Below are 17,125 nucleotides of genomic sequence, written 5' to 3'. Positions count from 1 at the left end.
AACCGCCGTAGCGCCGTCCCGCGCACCGCGAGGAGAATGCGCCGTGCGCAAGCTGATCCGGAGTGGCACGATCCTCTCGATGGACGATCGGATCGGCGTATTGCCGCGGGGCGACGTGCTGCTGGAGTACGACCGGATCCGGGCCATCGGCCCCTCCCTCGAGGCCAACGGCGCCGAGGTGATCGACGCCGCGGGCTGCATCGTGCTGCCCGGCCTGGTCAACGCGCACCTGCACAGCTGGCAGACGGCCCTGCGCGGCATCGGCGGGGACTGGAGCAGCGCCGACTACTTCCGCATCCTGCACGCGCGGCTCGGCCCCCGCTTCACGCCGGAGGACCTGCGCATCGGCACGCTGGTCGGCGCCCTGGCGCAGATCGATGCCGGCACCACCACCCTGTTCGACTGGTGCCATGGCAATGCCACCCCGGAGCATACCGACGCCGCGCTGGAGGGGCTCCTGGAGAGCGGCATCCGCGCCGTCTTCGGCCATGGCACGGTGAAGCCGGCGCCCCGCCCCGGCGAGCCGCATTTCTCCGAGGTGCCGCATCCCGCCGCCGAGATCCGCCGCCTGCGGACCGGCCCGCTGGCCAGCGACGAGGCGCGCGTCACCCTCGCCGCCTGCATCCTGGGGCCGGACTATTCCACGCTCGAGGTCTGCCGCGCCGACTTCGCCCTGGCGCGGGAATACGGCCTGCTCTCATCCGCCCACGTCTGGGGCAACGACAACCGGCTGCAGCCCGACGGATACAAGGCGCTGGCGGCGGAAGGGCTGATCGGCCCCGACCACAACCTGGTCCATGGCACCTACCTCCGGGATGACGAGTTGCGCGTCATCGTCGACAGCGGCGTCTCGGTCACCGCCACCGCCGCGGCCGAGCTGCGCGGCAATGCGCGGGAGCCGCTGAGCGGGCGGGTCGCGGCGCTGGGCGGCGCGCCCTCCATCGCGCCGGACACCGAGGTGCTGAATGGCGGCGGCATGCTGGACTGCATGCGCTTCGCCCTGCAGGCGCAGCGGATCTTCAACAACCAGCGCACCGTCGCCGCGCTGCCGGCGGGACGCGGCGCGCCGATGGAGCGCGCGACCAGCGGCTCGCCCATCCGCGAGGTCACGCCGCGGCATGCCGACGTGCTGCGCTGGGCGACGCTCAACAACGCCAGGGCGCTGCGCCTCGACCACCGCATCGGCTCGCTGACGCCCGGCAAGCAGGCCGATCTTCTTGTCGTCGGACGGGACAGCCTGAACATGATCGGCGCGCGGGAGCCGGAGCAGGCGCTGCTCCACTTCGCGCAGGCGGCGGATATCCGCACCGTGCTGATTGGCGGCCGGGTGGTGAAGCGGGAGGGGCGGTTGCTGCATCCAGGCTTGGCGGCGCTGAAGGCGCGGCTGCTGGCCTCCGGCGACCGGCTGCTGGCCGAAACGGCGGCGGGCTGAGCGCCGCCGCGACAAAGGACTGGGACGAGGAAGGCCGCCCGGAAGAAGCTCCCGGTGACAGGGAGCCAGGGCGGGCCAGAGGACGGCGAACCGGCGGAGCATGCGCCCGCCAGAGCAAGCTGGAAGGATATCGGGAATGAAACGACGGAGTCTGCTGCAGGGGGTCGGGGCCGGCGCGACGGCCCTTGCCCTGCCCGCCCGGCTGCGGGCGGCCTCGGCCACGACGCTGCGCTTCACGCCGCAGCAGGACCTGGTCACGCTCGATCCGATCCTGACGACGGGCTACATCACCCGCAACCACGCCTACATGGTCTTCGACACGCTCTACGGCATGGACGGCAACTACCGCGCCACGCCGCAGATGGTCGACGGCCACCGCATCGAGGAGGACGGCCGGCGCTGGGACCTGACGCTGCGCGACGGCCTGTTCTGGCACGATGGCGAGCCCGTCCTGGCGCGCGACTGCGTCGCCAGCCTGCAGCGCTGGGGCAAGCGCGATGTCTTCGGCGCCTCGTTGATGGCGGTGGTCGACGAACTCTCCGCTCCCGACGACAAGACCATCCGCTTCCGCCTGAAGAAGCCCTTCCCCCTGCTGCCGATCGCGCTGGGCAAGGCCTCGGTGCCGGTCTGCGCCATGATGCCGGAGCGGCTGGCCAGGACCGATCCCTTCAAGCCGGTGCCGGAGATCATCGGCAGCGGGCCGTTCCGCTTCAAGGCGGATGAGCGGGTGGCCGGCTCGCTGAACGTCTACACGAAGTTCGAGAAGTACGTGCCGCGCAGGGACGGCGCGCTGTCCTGGACCTCGGGCCCCAAGGTCGTGCATTACGACCGGGTCGAATGGCGCTCGATCCCCGACAGCGGCACGGCCACCGCGGCGCTGCTTTCCGGCGAGCAGGACTGGCAGGAATACGCCTATCACGACCAGCTGCCGCTGCTGAAGCGCGCGCGCAACGTGACCACGCGGGTCCTCGACCCGACCGGCTTCGTCACCATGCTGCGGCTGAACCACCTGCACCCGCCCTTCGACAACCCGGAGATCCGCCGCGCGCTGTGGGGCGCCTTCAGCCAGTCCGACTGCATGCAGGCGATCGTCGGCGTAGACGATCCCGCCCTCTTCCACGTGCCGCTCGGCTTCTTCTGCCCCGGCACGCCGATGGGCTCGGAGGCCGGGCTCGACGTGCTGAAGGGTCCGCGCGAGATCGAGAAGGCGCGGCAGGCGATCCGGGATGCCGGCTACAAGGGCGAGAAGGTCGTCATCATGGCCGGCAACAACACCGCGGCCGGCATGGCGCTCGGCTCGGTGGCGGTCGATGTGCTGACGCGGGTCGGCATGAATGTCGAGATCTACGCCGTCGAGTTCAACGCCATGCTGCAGCGGCGCAACCGCCGCGACCGGCCGGAGGACGGCGGCTGGAGCGGCTTCGTCACCACCTGGTCCGGCACCGACTGGCTGAACCCCGCCGTGCACATGGCGCTCCGCGCCGATGGCAGCTACGCCGGCTGGTCCGTGGACGAGCGGATCAACGGTCTGCGCGATGCCTGGTTCGACGCTCCGGACGAGGCCGCGCAGGCCGCGATCTGCCGCGACATCCAGCTGCAGGCGATGCGGAGCGTGCCCTATGTGCCGCTCGGCCAGTACATGCAGCCCACCGCCTACCGCAACGGCATCACCGGCGTGCTCGACGGCTTCGCCACCTTCTGGAACGTCCGCCCGGCCTGAGCCGGACCGCAAACGGGAAGATTGCTCCGATGGAACAACTGCAGGCGCTGCGCCGATCCGCGATGGATTGGATCAGCGGAAACGAGGCGCGGCTCTCCGCCTTCAACGCGCGGATCTGGAGCCATGCCGAGCCGGCCTGGCGCGAATACCGCTCGATGCGCGACTATGTCGAGATCCTGCGCGCCGAGGGCTTCGCGGTCGAGGAAGGCTCCGGCCAGATGCCGACCGCCTTCGCCGCCAGCTGGGGCGATGGCGGCCCGGTGCTGGCGAGCTTCTCCGAGTACGACGCGGTGCCCGGCAATTCGCAGCAGGTGGTGCCCTACAAGGCGCCGCGCGAGGGCCTGCATCCCTATGCGGCCGGGCACACCGATCCGCATTCCGTGCTCGGCACCGCGGCGCTGACGGCGATCCTGGCCGCCAAGGCGGCGATGCAGCAGCACGGGGTGAAGGGGCGGCTGAAACTGTTCGGCGAGCCGGCCGAGAAGGTCTGCGGCTCCAAGCCGATCCACGCCGCCAAGGGCTATTTCGACGACCTTGACGCCGCCGTGGTCTGGCACCCCTGGCCGGCCAATACCGTCACGGGCGAGACGCATTTCGGCGCCTATTGGAGCGCCGTCATCAGCTTCGAGGCCGAGGCGCCCGAGACCTGGGTCGATCCCTCGCTGATGCCGATCGACGCCTCGCACGCCATCGCCCGCTGCCCCGGCGCGGTGGATGCGCTCTGCCTGATGTACACGACGACGAAGTACACCAAGGAGGCGATGTTCCCGCACACCGGCTCCTGGACGCTGAACGAGTACATCCTCGGCGATGGCGGTGCGACCTCGGACAACCTGCCACCACGCTTCAGCCAGATCCAGTACTCCTGGCGCTCCTCCTCCCTCGCCATCCAGGAGCAGATCTGGAAGGTGCTGGCCAACAACGCCCGCCATGTCGCCGCCAGCACCGGCTGCCGCGCCTTCGTCCGCTGGGTGACGAAGACCCGCGTCGGCCTGCCGAACACGGCGATGACGGAGCTCACCTGGGCCAACCTGCAGGAGGTGGGCGCGCCGGTTTATCCCGAGGCGGCGCTGGAGTTCGGCCGCGCCATCCAGAGGAACCTCGGCCTGGAGCCGATGGCCGATCCCTTCATCGCCAATGTCTCCCGCCTGATGTCGCCGGAGGAGAACGAGGCCAAGCTGCGCGGCGGGCTGCCGCCCTGGCAGATGCACCTCTCGGCCGATGACTATGTCGAGTATTCCTGGCACTGCCCCACGGTGCGCCTGCTGGCCGCGCGCCCGCGGCTGCGGCCGCCGGGTCCGGGCTACGCCTATCCGGCCTGGACCTACAACGCCCTGGGCGGCCTGCCGGAGGCGGTGGATCCGGGGATGTTCGTCGCCGGCCGCACCATGGCGCTGACCCTGCTCGACCTCGCCGCGAAGCCCGGCGCGCTGGAGGCGGCGCAGGCCGAGTTCCGCGAGCGCACCGGCGGCGGCATCGGCGGCTCGAAATGGGTGGGGCCGCTGCTGCCCGCGGATTTCGACCCGCCGGTCGATCTGCGCTGGCCGGAATATGTGACCACGCCGCGCGGCGAGGAATGGTGCATCCCGACGCCGCATCACGGGACGGGCGCCGGCGAGCCGCTCTGAGCGGCGATGGCACGGGGTTGAGGAGCGGTGCCCCTCAACCCTCCTTGGCGCGGCGCATGTACTGCGCGAGCGCGGCGCTGGCCGAGAGCATGTGGCCGCGCATCAGCTGCGCCGCCTCCTCCCCCGCCCCGCGCAGCAGGCGCTCCAGGATTGCCGCGTGCTCCTCGTGGGAATGGCCGATGCGCTGCTCCTCGCGGAACTGCGCGCGGCGGTAGGGGGCGAGCCGCAGCCGCATCGCCGCCGCGTGCGCGGCGAGCACGCCATTGTGGGTGCCCTGGTAGAGCAGGCTGTGGAAGCGGCGGTTGTAGTCGTCATAGACATCCAGCCCCGCCGCCGCGGGATCGAAATCGGCGTGCAGGCTCTGCAGGGCGAAGCGCTCGGCCGGCGTCATGCGGAAGGTCGCGAGGCGCGCGCACATCGCCTCGGTCTCGGCCATCAGCTCGAACCACTCGCCCAGCTGCTCGATGCTGACGGCGGTGACGCGCACCCCCCGCCTGGGCGTGATCTCGACCAGGCCGGCCGAGGCCAGCTCGCGCAGCGCCTCCCGCACCGGCGTGCGGGAGGCGCCGAAGCGTTCGGCCACGGCGCTCTCGTCGATCTCGCCGCCCGGCGCCAGCCGCCCCGCGGTGATGTCATCGGCCAGCACCTGGCGGATGGTCTCGGTCAGGGTCGGCTGGGTCATGCGTCAGGCGGCGGCAATCTCGCCCCGCTCGATCACGAAGGTGCTGTCCACCAGCGCGCGGAGAAGATCCGGGCTGCTCTCGGTGATGAGGATGGCGACGTCGGGCAGCGCCGTGCGCAGCCGCGCCAGCGCCTCGGCGTAGCGCAGCGCCAGGGCGGGAGCGAGGCCCTGGAAGGGCTCGTCCAGCAGCACGGCGCGGGTGCCGACCATCAGCGCGCGGCCCAGCGCCACCATCTTGCCCTGCCCGCCCGAGAGCCCGGCGGCCTTGCGCGGCGCGAAGCCGCGCAGCTCCGGCAGCAGCTCATAGACCGCTTCCAGCCGCCGCCGCACCTCCGCCCCGGGCAGGCCGAGCACCTGCGCGGGCAGCAGCAGGTTCTCCTCCACCGTGAAGCTGCCGAAGAGCCTGCGCTCCTCCGGCGCGTAGCCGATGCCGAGCCGGGCGCGATGATGCGCCGGCACGCCGTCGCAAGGCTTGCCGTCCAGCGTGATGCTGCCGCCACGCGGCTCGAGCAGGCCCATCAGGGTCCGCAGCGTCGTGGTCTTGCCGGCGCCGTTGCGGCCGATCAGCGCCACGCGCCCGCCCGCCGGCACATGCAGCGAGACGCCGCGCAGCACCGTCGCCTGCGCGATGTCCACGGAAATGCCCTCAAGCCGGAGCATGGCCAGCCTCCTGCGGCGCGATGCCGATGACGTCGCGCAGCACCTGCGGATCGTTCAGCACCTGTTGCGGCGGGCCGAGCGCCATGATGCGCCCCTGCCCCCAGACCGCCACGCGGTCGGCGAAGCGCGCCACCACCTCCATGTCGTGCTCGACGAAGACGGCGGTCACCTTCGCCTCGCGCAGCACCCGCACCAGCGTCTCCACCACGCCCATCTTGTCGGCGGCGGCGACACCGCTGGTCGGCTCGTCCATCAGCAGCAGGCGCGGGCGCAGCGCCACCGCCATGGCGATGTCGGCCAGCTTGCGGGCGCCCTCGTTCAGCGCGTCGCCACGCCGCTCCGCCAGCGCCTCCAGGCCGAACCGCGCCAGCACCTCCTCTGCCTCACGGCGGAAGGCCGGGCGCAGCAGCGGCGCGAAGGGCGACCAGACGCCCTCCCGCGCGGCGATCGCCAGCGCCACGTTCTCGAGCACCGTGTGCTCGGTGAAGAGCTGCGGAAGCTGGAAGGAGCGCGCCACGCCGAGATCGACGATCCGGCGCGGCGACAGCCCGAGCAGGCTCTGCCCGCGATAGGTGATGCGGCCCGCCTGCGGCTTCAGGTAGCCGGTGGTCATGTTGATGAAGGTGGTCTTGCCGGCGCCGTTCGGGCCGATGATGGCGAGGAACTCGCCCTCCATCACGTCGAGATCGATGCCGTCGGCCGCCTTCACCCCGCCGAAGGCGAGCTTCAGCCCCTGGGCCGAGAGCAGCACGCTCATGCCGCACCCCGCTTCGCCAGCAGCGACCGGCCGATCCCCCACAGCCCGCCGGGCGCGAAGAGGATGACCAGCAGCAGCACCGCGCCCAGGATCATCTGCCAGGCGTCGGCGACCGTCGCCGCCGCGTAGACCCGCGTCAGCTCATAGGCGATGGCGCCGAGGAAGGGTCCGAAGACGCTGCCCGCGCCGCCCAGGATGGCGATGAAGACCAGCTCGCCCGAGGCGGTCCAGTAGGCGAGCGCCGGCGTGACGTGGCGCGAGGCCATGGAGAGGATGGCGCCGCCGCAGCCGGCCATCAGCGCCGCGAGAACATAGGCCGAGAGCAACACGCGCCGCGCCGAGACGCCCATGAACTCCAGCCGCGCCTCGCGCGTCTTGATGCCGGCCAGCGCCTGGCCCATCGGCGAGGCCAGGTAGACCCGGACCAGCGCGCCGAAGCCGAGCGCCAGCACGAGCGCCAGGATCAGCACCGCCCAGCCATAGGCCGGGCCCTCCAGCACCTGGCCCAGGAAGCGCACCGGCGGCAGGCGGATGCCGTCCGTCCCGTGGGTGATGGAGTAGAGCTTCTCCAGCAGCGAGTAGAAGACCATGCTGAGCGCGAGGTTCAGCATGCCGAAGAAGATCTCGCGGTAGCGCACCACGAAGAGGCCGACGAGGAGGCCGAGCAGCGCCGAGCCGAGCGCCGCCACCGGCAGCAGCAGCGTCGCCTCCGGCAGCAGCGGCGCCAGGAAGGCGACGATATAGGCGGCGAAGGCGAGGAACAGCGCATGGCCGAAGCTGACCTGTCCGGCGCGCAGCAGCAGCAGGATGCCGAGCACGGCGAGGCCCTTGGCCATGGCGATGGTCAGCACGAAGCGCAGCCAGGGCACCGCCCAGGCGAGGGCGAGCACCGCCGCCGCCGCCAGCAGGGCGAGAAGGAGTTCGGCGGTCCGGCTCATATGCGTCGGGTCTCCGTCACGCCGAACAGCCCCTGCGGCCGCACCAGCAGCACCGCGACCATGATGAGATAGGGCACGACGACCTCCAGCTCCGGCTCGAAATAGACCGCGAAGGAGCGGCCGAGCCCGATCAGCAGCGCGGCGATGGCCGCCCCCTCGATCTGCCCGAGCCCCGCCGTCGCCACCACGGCGAAGGAGAGCACGATGGTCTGCGCGCCGACGCCCGGCACCAGCGAGACGGTGGGCGAGGCCAGCGCGCCGCCCAGCGCCGCCAGCGCCGCGCCGGCGGTGAAGGTCAGCATCGTCACCTTCGCCGCGTCGATGCCCATGGCGCGGGCCGCCTCGCGGTCGGTGGTGACGGCCACGATCATCCGCCCCGACAGCGTCCGCCGCAGGAACCAGGCGAGGCCCGCCAGGGTGAACAGCGCGATGCCCGGCAGCACGAAGAGCTGGTAGGTGTTGAACGGGATGACGTCGACGCCGAAGGGCACGTCCACGGTGCCGAGCAGCCGCACCGGCGCGTCCGAGACCACCGGCTGCACGCCGAAGAGCAGCTTCTGCAGATCCTCGAGGATCATGAACAGCGCGAAGGTGATCAGCAGCTGCAGCACCGGCTCGTGGTCCTGCATGCGCCGCAGCAGCCGCTCGATCGGCGGGCCGAGCACGGCGCCGACCAGCAGCGCCGCGACCAGCAGCGCCGGGTAGGAGATCCATTCCGGCAGGCCGGCGCCGATCAGGAAGAGCCCCAGCGCGGCGGCCGAGTATCCGCCGATGGCATAGAGGCTGCCATGGGCGATGTTGAGCACGCGCAGCACGCCGAAGACGAGGTTCAGCCCGACCGCCACCATGAAGACCGCCGCCGCGTAGGACAATCCGTCCAGCGCGGCGAGGCCCAGCAGCAGGCCGTTCTCGGCCAGCCAGTTTCCCATCGGTTCAGAGCTTGTGGGCGACGGGCTGCGGCAGCTTGCCGAGGATGTCGGGCGTCAGCGTCTTGAGCCAGTCGGTGCTCTTCTGGCCGACCGGGGTGGTGACCATTTCGCCCGGCATGACCATCATGTCGGTCATCACCGGGAAGGGATACTGCTCGGTCTGCACGGTGGTGCCGATCAGCTGGTCCTCCAGCCCCTGCCCGTCCTCGCGGATGCGGATGGTGCCGGTGAGCGACGGGAACTCGAGCCCCTTGAAGGCCGCCGCCAGCTCGGCGTCGTTCGGCCAGGCGCCACCCTTGCTGGCCATCGCCTTCTCGTAGCCCGCCTTCATGGCGAAGACGGCCTGCGCCATGTGGTGCGTCGAGTAGATCGGGTAGGTGTTGAAGCGCTTGCGGTACTCGTCGGTGAAGCGCTTCAGCAGCGCCGGGTCGCGGGGGCTGGGATGCAGGAACCAGTGGTCGCCGCGGGCGCCGATGATGTGGCCCGGTGGCAGCGCGCGGCCGACGCGCTCCAGCGAGGATTCCGCCAGCGGCAGCACGAAGGTGCTGCGCTCGAACAGCCTGCGGTCGGAGGATTGCCGGATCAGCGCGTCGAGGTCGCCGCCCCAGTGGGTGGAGAAGATGACATCCGGGCGCAGCGCCAGCAGGCGCGTCACCTCGGTCGAGTAGTCGGTGGCGCCGAAGCGGGGGAAGAGCTCGGCGGCGACGCGCACGCCGGGCTTCAGCGTGTTCAGCGCGGTGCGGAAGATCTCCCAGGAATCCCGGCCCCAGGCGTAGTCCTGGTTGACCACGGCGATGGAGCGGAAGTCCGGCTTCACCTTCAGGAGGTAGAGGACCGCCGCCAGCACCTCGGGCGTGGCATTGGCCTGGGGCCGGTAGGCATAGCCGTACTTGCCCTCCTCGAAGATGCGCTGCGTGCCGCAGTCCCAGAGCAGGGTCGGGCGCTTCAGCTCATCGGCCAGCGGCGCGCAGGCCAGGCAATCCGCCGACGAGATGCCGGCGAAGATCAGGTTGACGTTCTCGCTCTGCACCAGCCGCCGGTACTCGCCGACGAAATGGTCCACGCCCGGCCCCTCATCGACGAAGATCGGCCGCGCCTTGACGCCGCCGATGCCGCCGGCCTCGTTGAGCTGCTCGAAGAGCATCTCCGCCGCCTGCCGCGCCGGCACGCCGAAGACGCTGGCCGGGCCCGAGAGATAGGTGGCGATACCGACCTTGATCTCGGCCGGCTTCTGCGTCTGGGCCTGGGCGTGCCGTCCGGCCAGCACCAGGCTGCCGGCGGCCAGCGCCCCCTGGAGCAGGGCGCGGCGCCCGGGATGGGCCGGACGTCCGGACAAGGCGGGGGGGATCGTGGAAACGATCTCAGACATTCGGACACTCCTCCAGCATGGCCTTTGAATCGGCTCTCTGCGGCAGAGTGGCATGGCCGGACGGGACCTGCCAAGCCGGGGCCTGCCAAGCCGCTGCCAGCCCGCCTTTCCGTGCGGACTTCGATCCGGCCCCCGCGCCTGGGGGGCTTGCCCGGCACCCGGCGGCAATGGGATGGAGGAGGCATGGATCTGCAGCCGGCCGCCCCGGATACCCTCCTCCAGCCCGGCGCCGCCTGCTGGCGCATCGAGCCTGCGAGCCGCGTCGCCGTCATCATCGACGCGGACGCCTATTTCCGCGCCGCCCGCGCCGCCATGCTGGCCGCCGAGCGGCGCATCATGCTGGTCGGCTGGGACTTCGACGCCCGCATCGTCCTGCCGGGGGCGGAGGAGGATGGCGGGCCGGAGCGCCTCGGCGACTTCATCCTCTGGCTGGTGCGTCGCCGGCCGGCGCTGGAGGTCAATGTGCTGCGCTGGCGGCTCGGCGCCCTCGCCGCGCTGTTCCGCGGCAATACCCTGCTCTACGTGCTGCGCTGGATGCACCACCCGCGCATCACCCTGCAGCTCGACGGCGCGCACCCGCCGGGCGCCTCGCACCACCAGAAGATCGTCGTGCTCGACGACAGCCTCGCCTTCTGCGGCGGCATCGACATGACCGCCGACCGCTGGGACCGGCGCGAGCACCGCGACGACGAGCCGCGCCGCCGCAAGCCCGGCGGCCGGCCCTACCCGCCCTGGCACGACGCCACCACCGCGCTGGAAGGCGCCGCCGCGCGGGCGATCGGCGACCTGGCGCGCGAGCGCTGGCGCTGCGCCGGCGGCGCGGCGCTGGCGCAGGTGCCGACGCGCGGGCCTTTCTGGCCGGAAGGGCTGGGCCCGGACTTCACCGAGATCGAGGTCGGCATCGCGCGCACCCTGCCCGGCAACGGCGATACCGAGGCGGTGCATGAGATCGAGGCGCTGTACCTCGCGCTGATCGCCCGGGCCCGGCGGCGGATCTATGCCGAAAGCCAGTACTTCTCCTCGCGCCGCATCGCCGAGGCCATCGCGCGCCGCCTGGATGAGCCGGACGGGCCGGAGATCGTGCTGATCAATCCGCTCACCGCCCAGGGCTGGCTTGAGCCCATCGCCATGGACACGGCGCGCGCGCGGCTGCGCGAGGCCCTGCGCCGGCACGACCGGAACGGGCGTTTCCGCCTCTACCATCCCTATACCGCGGGCGGCACGCCGATCTACGTGCATGCCAAGATCCTGGTGATCGACGAGGAGGTGCTGCGCATCGGCTCCTCCAACCTGAACAACCGCTCGCTGCGGCTCGACACCGAATGCGACGTGGTGATCGATGCGGCGCGCCCCGCCAATGCCGCGGCCGGCCCCGCCATCGCGGCGATCCGCGACGGGCTGCTGGCCGAGCATCTTGGCGTTCCCCCCGCGGAGATCACCCGGCGGCTGGCGGAGGGCGGCTCCCTGATCGACACCATCGAGGCGTTGCGCGGACCCGGCCGCAGCCTGCGCCCCTACGAGACGCCCGATCTCAACGCGGTGGAGGCCTGGCTGGCCGACAACGAGATCCTCGACCCCGAAGGGCCGGAGGAGATGTTCGAGGCGCCCTCCCGGCGCGGCCTGTTCCGCCGCCCCCGCCTCTGGCGCCGCCATCGCTGAGCCGCCGCTTGCCCCGGGCGGAGCCGGCGCCCAATCTGGCCGGACGCCGGGCCGATCCAGGGACACGCAGGGTCCGGGAACAGGGAGCGACGAACATGCCGAAGCCGCCGGCCCCAGGACGATGCCCGGAATGAAGGTCTATCTCACCCATACCGACGAGGCCTTCGCGGGCTATTTCGGCGACCGCGCGCTGGCCGCGCTGCGCGAGCATGCCGAGGTGGTCCGCAACACCAGCGGCCGCGTGCTGGCCGGCGCCGCGCTGGCCGAGGCCGCGGCCGGCTGCCAGGCGATCATCGCCCACCGCGCCACGCCCGGCCTCGCGGAGACCTTCGCCGCCGCGCCCGATCTCGTCGCCTTCCTGCGCGGCGCGGTGGATGTCAGCACCATCGACCTGCCGGCCGCTTCCGAGGCCGGCGTGCTGGTGACGCAGGCGACACCGGGCTTCGTCGATGCCGTCGCCGAACTCGGCATCGGCCTGATGATCGACCTGGCCCGCGGCATCTCCCATGCCGGCGCGGCCTGGCAGCACAGCGCCGCGCCGCCGGCGCGCCCGGGCCTGCAGCTCTCCACCGCGACACTCGGCCTGCTGGGCTATGGCCGCATCGCCCGGCGCATGGCGGTGCTGGCGCGCGCCTTCGGCATGCGCGTCCTGGCGCATGATCCGGAGGCGACGATCGCGGATGGGGAGGCCGAGCCGGTCTCCCTCCCGGCCCTGCTTGCGGGCGCCGACGTCGTGGTCTGCCTCGCCGCCGCCACGCCGGAGACCGCCGATCTGATGAACGCCGCCGCCTTCGCGGCCATGCGGCGCGGCAGCTTCTTCATCAACCTGGCGCGCGGCGAGCTGGTGGACGAGGCGGCGCTGGAGGCGGCGCTCGAATCCGGCCATCTGGCGGGCGCGGCGATGGATGTCGGCCGCGCCCCGGACCAGAAGCCGAGCCCGCGCCTGGCCCGCCGCCCCGACGTCGTCGCCACGCCGCATATCGGCGGGCTGACGCGCGAGGCGGCGGAGCATCAGGCGATGGACACGGTGCGCCAGGTCGCCGCCCTCGCCGCCGGACGGATGCCGGAGGGCGCGCTGAATCCCGAGGCGGCGCACCGGCTGCGGCGGCTGGGCATCGGAGGCTGAGGCGCGTGCCCGAGTTCCGTCCCGCCCCCGCCCGCCTGCCGGCCGGGCGGCGCATCTACGCGGTGGGCGACATCCATGGCTGCGCCGACCGCCTCGCCGCGCTGCACGGGCTGATCGCCGCCGACCACGCGGCCCGGCCGGGCCCGTCGGGCCTGTTGCTGCATCTCGGCGATTTCGTCGACAAGGGCGGCGACAGCGCCGGTGTGCTGCGCTGGATGACGGGCGCCGCCCTGCCGGAGAGCCTCGCGGTGAAGAACCTCACCGGCAATCACGAGGTGGCGATGCTGGCCGCGCTGGAGGGCGGCCCCGGGGATGTCGCCGACTGGCTCTGGTGCGGCGGCCGGGCCACGCTCGCAAGCTACGGCCTCTCGCCCGAGGCGGCGGCGGCGGACTGGGCGGCGGCCATCCCGTCCGCGCATCATGCCTTCCTGCGCGGGCTGGAGCTGTTCCATCAGGAGGGCGGCTACTGCTTCGTCCATGCGGGGCTGCGTCCCGGCACACCCTTCCCGGCCCAGGCGCGGGAGGATCTGACGCGCATCCGCCAGCCCTTCCTCTCCTGGACCGGGCCGCATGACTTCGTCGTCGTGCATGGTCATACCGCCCGCGCCGAGCCGGAGGTGCTGCCGAACCGCATCAATCTCGACACGGCCGCCTGGTCCGGCGGCCCGCTGACCTGTGCGGTGCTGGAGGAGGACCGGATCGGCTTCCTCTTCGCGTGAGGTCCGGTTCACCCCGGCGGCGCGGCGCGGCCGCCGCGCATGTAATGCCGCTCCGGGCGGTAGGCGTCCTGGCCCAGCCAGCGGCGCAGCAGACGGGTCACGCGGCGCCGGAGCGGCGGAGAGGTCGGGGCGAGGCAGGCCATGAGCGGCGTCCCTGTCGTTGAGAACGCCTGTCGTTATCCGTCACTTCCGTTAACGCATCCCTGATGGCGCGGCCCGTTATCCCGCCAGCACCGCCACGCCGTGGCCGGTCAGGCCGAGCCCGACGGCCTCGCCCGGTGCCCGGCGGGTCTCGCTCGACGAGGCGATGGCGAAGATCGGGCCGAGCGGCGTCTCCAGCGTGTATTCCATGACGCCGCCCAGATAGGCTGCCTTGGTGACCCGCCCCTCCACGGCCGCCGCCGCGTCGCCGGCCGGAAGCAGGCGGATCGCCTCCGGCCGCAGCGCCACCTCCACCGGCCCGTCCGGCCGGTCGCGATGCGGCAGGGTCAGCCGCGTCCGGCCAAGCCGCACCTCGCCCTGCCGCGCATCCAGCCGCCGCAGATCCCCCTTCAGCCGGTTGGCATCGCCGATGAAGCCGGCGACGAAGGCATTGAGCGGCGCATCGTAAAGCTCGGCCGGCGTGCCTTCCTGGGCGATGACGCCGGTGTTCATGACGATGATCCTGTCGCTGATCGCCAGCGCCTCGCTCTGGTCGTGCGTCACATAGGCGACGGTGACGCCGAGCCGCTGCTGCAACTCGCGGATCTCCTCGCGCATGTGCCGCCGCAGCCGCGCGTCGAGGTTGGACAGCGGCTCGTCGAACAGCAGCACCGAGGGTTCCAGCACCAGGGCGCGCGCCACGGCGACACGCTGCTGCTGCCCGCCCGAGAGCTCCGAGGGCAGCCGTGCCTCGAAGCCCGCCAGCCCGACCGAGGCCAGCGCGGCCCGCGCCGCCTCCCCCGCCGCCGCCTTGCCGCGGCCCGAGACAACCAGGCCGTAGCCGACATTCTCCAGCACCGTCATGTGCGGGAACAGCGCGTAGGACTGGAACACCATGGAGACGTCGCGCTCGGCCGGCGGCAGCGAGGAGACGTCGCGGCCGCCGATCATCACCCGCCCTTCGCTCGGATAGTCGAGCCCGGCGATCATCCGCAGGATGGTCGTCTTGCCGCAGCCCGAGGGGCCGAGCAGGGTGCAGAGCTGTCCGGCGGGGATGGCGAAGGACACGTCGCGCACTGCCGTCGCGGCGCCGAAGCGCTTGGTGACGTGCTCGAAGCGGATCTCGGCGGCGCGGGTCATGCGGCGGCTCCTGGCGTGGCGGTGGGTGCCGTGGCCACCGGCAGGACGGCGCGGCGGCCGATGCGGCGCTGGCCGACCAGGAGCTGCGCCAGCCCCAGCACCGCCAGCATCAGCACGATCAGCACGACGGCGACGGCGATGGCCAGGCCGTAATCGCCGTTGATGACGCGGTTGACGATGAACACCGTGGCCAGCTCGGTCTCCGCCGTGACCAGGAAGATGACGGCGCTGATCGTCGTCATGGCGCGGACGAAGGCATAGGTCAGCCCGGCGATGATCGCCGGCCGCAGCAGCGGCAGCAGGACGCGGCGGAACGCGTCCAGCCCGCCGCCGCCCAGCGTGTGGGAGGCCTCGTCCAGCGAGCGGTCGATCTGCGCCATCGCCGCCATGCCGGAGCGCAGGCCCACCGGCAGGTTGCGGAAGATGAAGCAGATCACGATGATCGCCCCCGTCCCCGCCAGTTCCAGCGGTGGCAGGTTGAAGGCGCGCAGATACGCGACGCCGATCACCGTGCCGGGCACGGCGAAGGACAGCAGGGTGGCGAATTCCAGCAGCCCCCTGCCGGCGAAGCGGGCGCGGCTGAACAGCCAGGCCGCCAGGATGCCGAGCAGCGCGGTGACGGGCGCGGCGATCGCGGCGAGCTCGAGCGTCGTCAGCACGCTGTTCCAGGCGAGGCCGGTGAGCCGTGGCGCGCCGCCGTTCCACTCGATCTCGAAGGCCTTGACCATGTGGCGTAGCGTCGGCGTGTAGTCGCGGCCCCAGACCTCGACGAAGGCGCCCGAGACGGCCAGCGCGTAGAGCGCGACGGTCAGCCCCGCCCAGGGCAGCGCGACGCCGAGGCAGAGGCGCCGCACCCCGCGCGGCAGCGGCGGCGGCAGGCCGGAATCGCCCTTGCCGCCGATGGAGACATAGGATTTCCGCCCCGTCAGCCGGCTCTGCGCCAGGAAGACCAGCCCGGCGATCAGCAGCAGCACCAGGGAGAGCGTGGCGGCGCGGCCCGGATCGGCCTGGGCGCCGACCACGGCGAAGAAGATCTCCGTGGCCAGGACGTTGAAGCCGCCGCCCAGCACCACCGCATTGCCGAAATCGGCGATGCTCTCGATGAAGCCGAGCAGGAAGGCATTCGCGAGCCCCGGCATCAGCAGCGGCAGGGTGACGGTGCGGAAGATCTTCGCCGGCGAGGCGCGCAGCATCGACGCCGCCTCCTCCAGCGTCGGCGACAGCCCTTCGACGACGCCGATCAGCACCAGGAAGGCGATCGGCGTGAAGGCGAAGAGCTGCGCCAGGAAGATGCCGGGCAGGCCGTAGATCCAGCGCCCCAGCTCCAGCCCGAACCATTCGGCGGCGGCGATCGAGACGAGGCCCGAGCGGCCGAAGATCAGGATCAGCCCCAGCCCCAGGATGAAGGGCGGCGTCACGATCGGCAGCACGGTGAGCCAGCGCAGCGCGCGGGCGAAGCGCAGCCGCCCGCGCGTCACCAGCAGCGCGAAGGCGAGGCCGAGCGCCGTGGTGCCGGCGCCGGTCAGGACCGCCAGGAGAATGGTGTTCCAGACCACGCCGCAGCGCGGCGCCCCGGCAAGGCAGCCGAGCCCCCACAGCCGCTCATCGGCCAGGCGCGGCACCGAGGCGGTCAGGCTGACCGCGCCGGCGGCGTCGCGGAAGGCGTCGGTCAGCAGCGCCAGGATCGGCAGGAAGGTGAAGAGCAGCACGCCAATCGCCACCGCCGTCGCGGCCGCGGCGGTGAAGGCATCGCCCCGGAAGGCGCCGCGGCCGGCGAGGCCGGCGGCGAGCACCAGTGCCAGCCCCATCGCCGTCAGGCTGCCGCCCCAGCCGATGCCGAACTGCCGGTCGTCCAGCACGCCGAACAGCGTCTCCAGCCCGGCGAAGCGCCAGCCGCGCACGCCGATCGCCTCGCCCTGCGCGACCAGCAGCGCCAGGCCGAGCCCGCCCGCCAGCAGCAGCCACCCGGCCCGCGCCCGGCGGGACAGCGGCGCCAGCGTCGCGGCCAGCGCGGCGAGCGGCGCCAGCACCGCCGGCCATAGCCACCAGCGGCCCTGGCTCAGCGCCTGCCCGAGCGCCGGTCCGTAATCGGCATCGGTGAACCAGCCGAGGCCCAGCTCCGACAGCAGGCCGAGCCCGTCCCGCGTCAGGTACCAGGGGAGGAGAAGCGCGGCGACCAGGGCGATCACCGCGCCGGTCAGGCCGGCGGCGCGCATGGCCCGGCC

15 protein-coding genes are annotated in these 17,125 nt (G+C 72.3%); 6 read left to right on the top strand and 9 right to left on the bottom strand.

The window, feature by feature from the left end:
- Positions 1-43 precede the first annotated feature (43 nt).
- The 3 genes from D9598_RS00280 (at position 44) to D9598_RS00270 (ending at position 4,780) form a co-directional block, all read left to right on the top strand.
- Positions 44-1,432, top strand: a complete 1,389-nt coding sequence (locus tag D9598_RS00280) for an amidohydrolase family protein (protein ID WP_198364405.1) — start codon at positions 44-46, stop codon at positions 1,430-1,432.
- A 136-nt stretch (positions 1,433-1,568) separates the two neighbouring features.
- Positions 1,569-3,152, top strand: coding sequence for an ABC transporter substrate-binding protein (locus tag D9598_RS00275; protein ID WP_198364404.1), 1,584 nt, complete (start codon positions 1,569-1,571; stop codon positions 3,150-3,152).
- Between the two features lie 29 nt (positions 3,153-3,181).
- Positions 3,182-4,780, top strand: a complete 1,599-nt coding sequence (locus D9598_RS00270) for a M20/M25/M40 family metallo-hydrolase (protein WP_198364403.1) — start codon at positions 3,182-3,184, stop codon at positions 4,778-4,780.
- 34 nt (positions 4,781-4,814) lie between these two features.
- Here D9598_RS00270 and D9598_RS00265 read toward each other — a convergent pair whose 3' ends face one another.
- The 6 genes from D9598_RS00265 to D9598_RS00240 are packed head-to-tail and all read right to left on the bottom strand — an operon-like array spanning position 4,815 to position 10,115.
- Positions 4,815-5,462: a GntR family transcriptional regulator gene (locus tag D9598_RS00265; protein WP_198364402.1), complete on the bottom strand. Its 648-nt coding sequence runs from the start codon at positions 5,460-5,462 to the stop codon at positions 4,815-4,817.
- A 3-nt stretch (positions 5,463-5,465) separates the two neighbouring features.
- Positions 5,466-6,122, bottom strand: a complete 657-nt coding sequence (locus D9598_RS00260; RefSeq protein ID WP_198364401.1) for an ABC transporter ATP-binding protein — start codon at positions 6,120-6,122, stop codon at positions 5,466-5,468.
- On the bottom strand, positions 6,109-6,879 hold the full coding sequence (locus D9598_RS00255; RefSeq protein ID WP_198364400.1) for an ABC transporter ATP-binding protein: 771 nt from the start codon (positions 6,877-6,879) through the stop codon (positions 6,109-6,111). Before D9598_RS00255 ends, D9598_RS00260 begins: the two co-directional genes overlap by 14 nt.
- Positions 6,876-7,817, bottom strand: coding sequence for a branched-chain amino acid ABC transporter permease (locus D9598_RS00250; protein WP_198364399.1), 942 nt, complete (start codon positions 7,815-7,817; stop codon positions 6,876-6,878). The genes D9598_RS00255 and D9598_RS00250 overlap by 4 nt, the downstream gene beginning before the upstream one ends.
- Complete coding sequence (locus D9598_RS00245; protein WP_198364398.1) at positions 7,814-8,746, bottom strand: branched-chain amino acid ABC transporter permease; 933 nt, start codon at positions 8,744-8,746, stop codon at positions 7,814-7,816. The genes D9598_RS00250 and D9598_RS00245 overlap by 4 nt, the downstream gene beginning before the upstream one ends.
- 4 nt (positions 8,747-8,750) lie before the next feature.
- Complete coding sequence (locus tag D9598_RS00240) at positions 8,751-10,115, bottom strand: ABC transporter substrate-binding protein (RefSeq protein WP_198364397.1); 1,365 nt, start codon at positions 10,113-10,115, stop codon at positions 8,751-8,753.
- A gap of 183 nt (positions 10,116-10,298) precedes the next feature.
- On the opposite strand from D9598_RS00240, the gene D9598_RS00235 reads away from it, so the two are divergent.
- From D9598_RS00235 to D9598_RS00225, 3 genes are all read left to right on the top strand, one after another.
- Positions 10,299-11,774 carry a phospholipase D-like domain-containing protein gene (locus D9598_RS00235; protein ID WP_198364396.1) on the top strand — a complete coding sequence of 492 codons (1,476 nt, stop codon included), beginning with the start codon at positions 10,299-10,301 and terminating at the stop codon, positions 11,772-11,774.
- Between the two features lie 130 nt (positions 11,775-11,904).
- Positions 11,905-12,900 (top strand): NAD(P)-dependent oxidoreductase, encoded by a 996-nt coding sequence (locus D9598_RS00230; protein ID WP_198364395.1) that lies wholly within the window; start codon positions 11,905-11,907, stop codon positions 12,898-12,900.
- Positions 12,901-12,905: 5 nt separating this feature from the next.
- Positions 12,906-13,619, top strand: a complete 714-nt coding sequence (locus D9598_RS00225) for a metallophosphoesterase (protein WP_198364394.1) — start codon at positions 12,906-12,908, stop codon at positions 13,617-13,619.
- 8 nt (positions 13,620-13,627) lie between these two features.
- Here the strand turns inward: D9598_RS00225 and D9598_RS21335 are convergent, their stop codons facing one another.
- The 3 genes from D9598_RS21335 to D9598_RS00215 all read right to left on the bottom strand — a co-directional run bounded on the left by D9598_RS21335 (position 13,628) and on the right by D9598_RS00215 (position 17,116).
- On the bottom strand, positions 13,628-13,762 hold the full coding sequence (locus tag D9598_RS21335) for a hypothetical protein (RefSeq protein WP_255528536.1): 135 nt from the start codon (positions 13,760-13,762) through the stop codon (positions 13,628-13,630).
- Between the two features lie 76 nt (positions 13,763-13,838).
- The gene (locus tag D9598_RS00220) at positions 13,839-14,900 is read right to left on the bottom strand and encodes an ABC transporter ATP-binding protein (RefSeq protein ID WP_198364393.1); all 1,062 of its coding nucleotides are present in this window, start codon (positions 14,898-14,900) and stop codon (positions 13,839-13,841) included.
- Positions 14,897-17,116 carry an iron ABC transporter permease gene (locus D9598_RS00215; protein ID WP_198364392.1) on the bottom strand — a complete coding sequence of 740 codons (2,220 nt, stop codon included), beginning with the start codon at positions 17,114-17,116 and terminating at the stop codon, positions 14,897-14,899. Before D9598_RS00215 ends, D9598_RS00220 begins: the two co-directional genes overlap by 4 nt.
- Positions 17,117-17,125: the final 9 nt, after the last annotated feature.

Origin of the sequence: Roseomonas sp. KE0001 (assembly GCF_016107285.1) — a bacterium.
In the GTDB taxonomy this organism is placed as follows: Bacteria; Pseudomonadota; Alphaproteobacteria; order Acetobacterales; family Acetobacteraceae; genus Pseudoroseomonas.
This window is presented reverse-complemented; position numbering and strand designations above follow the sequence as displayed.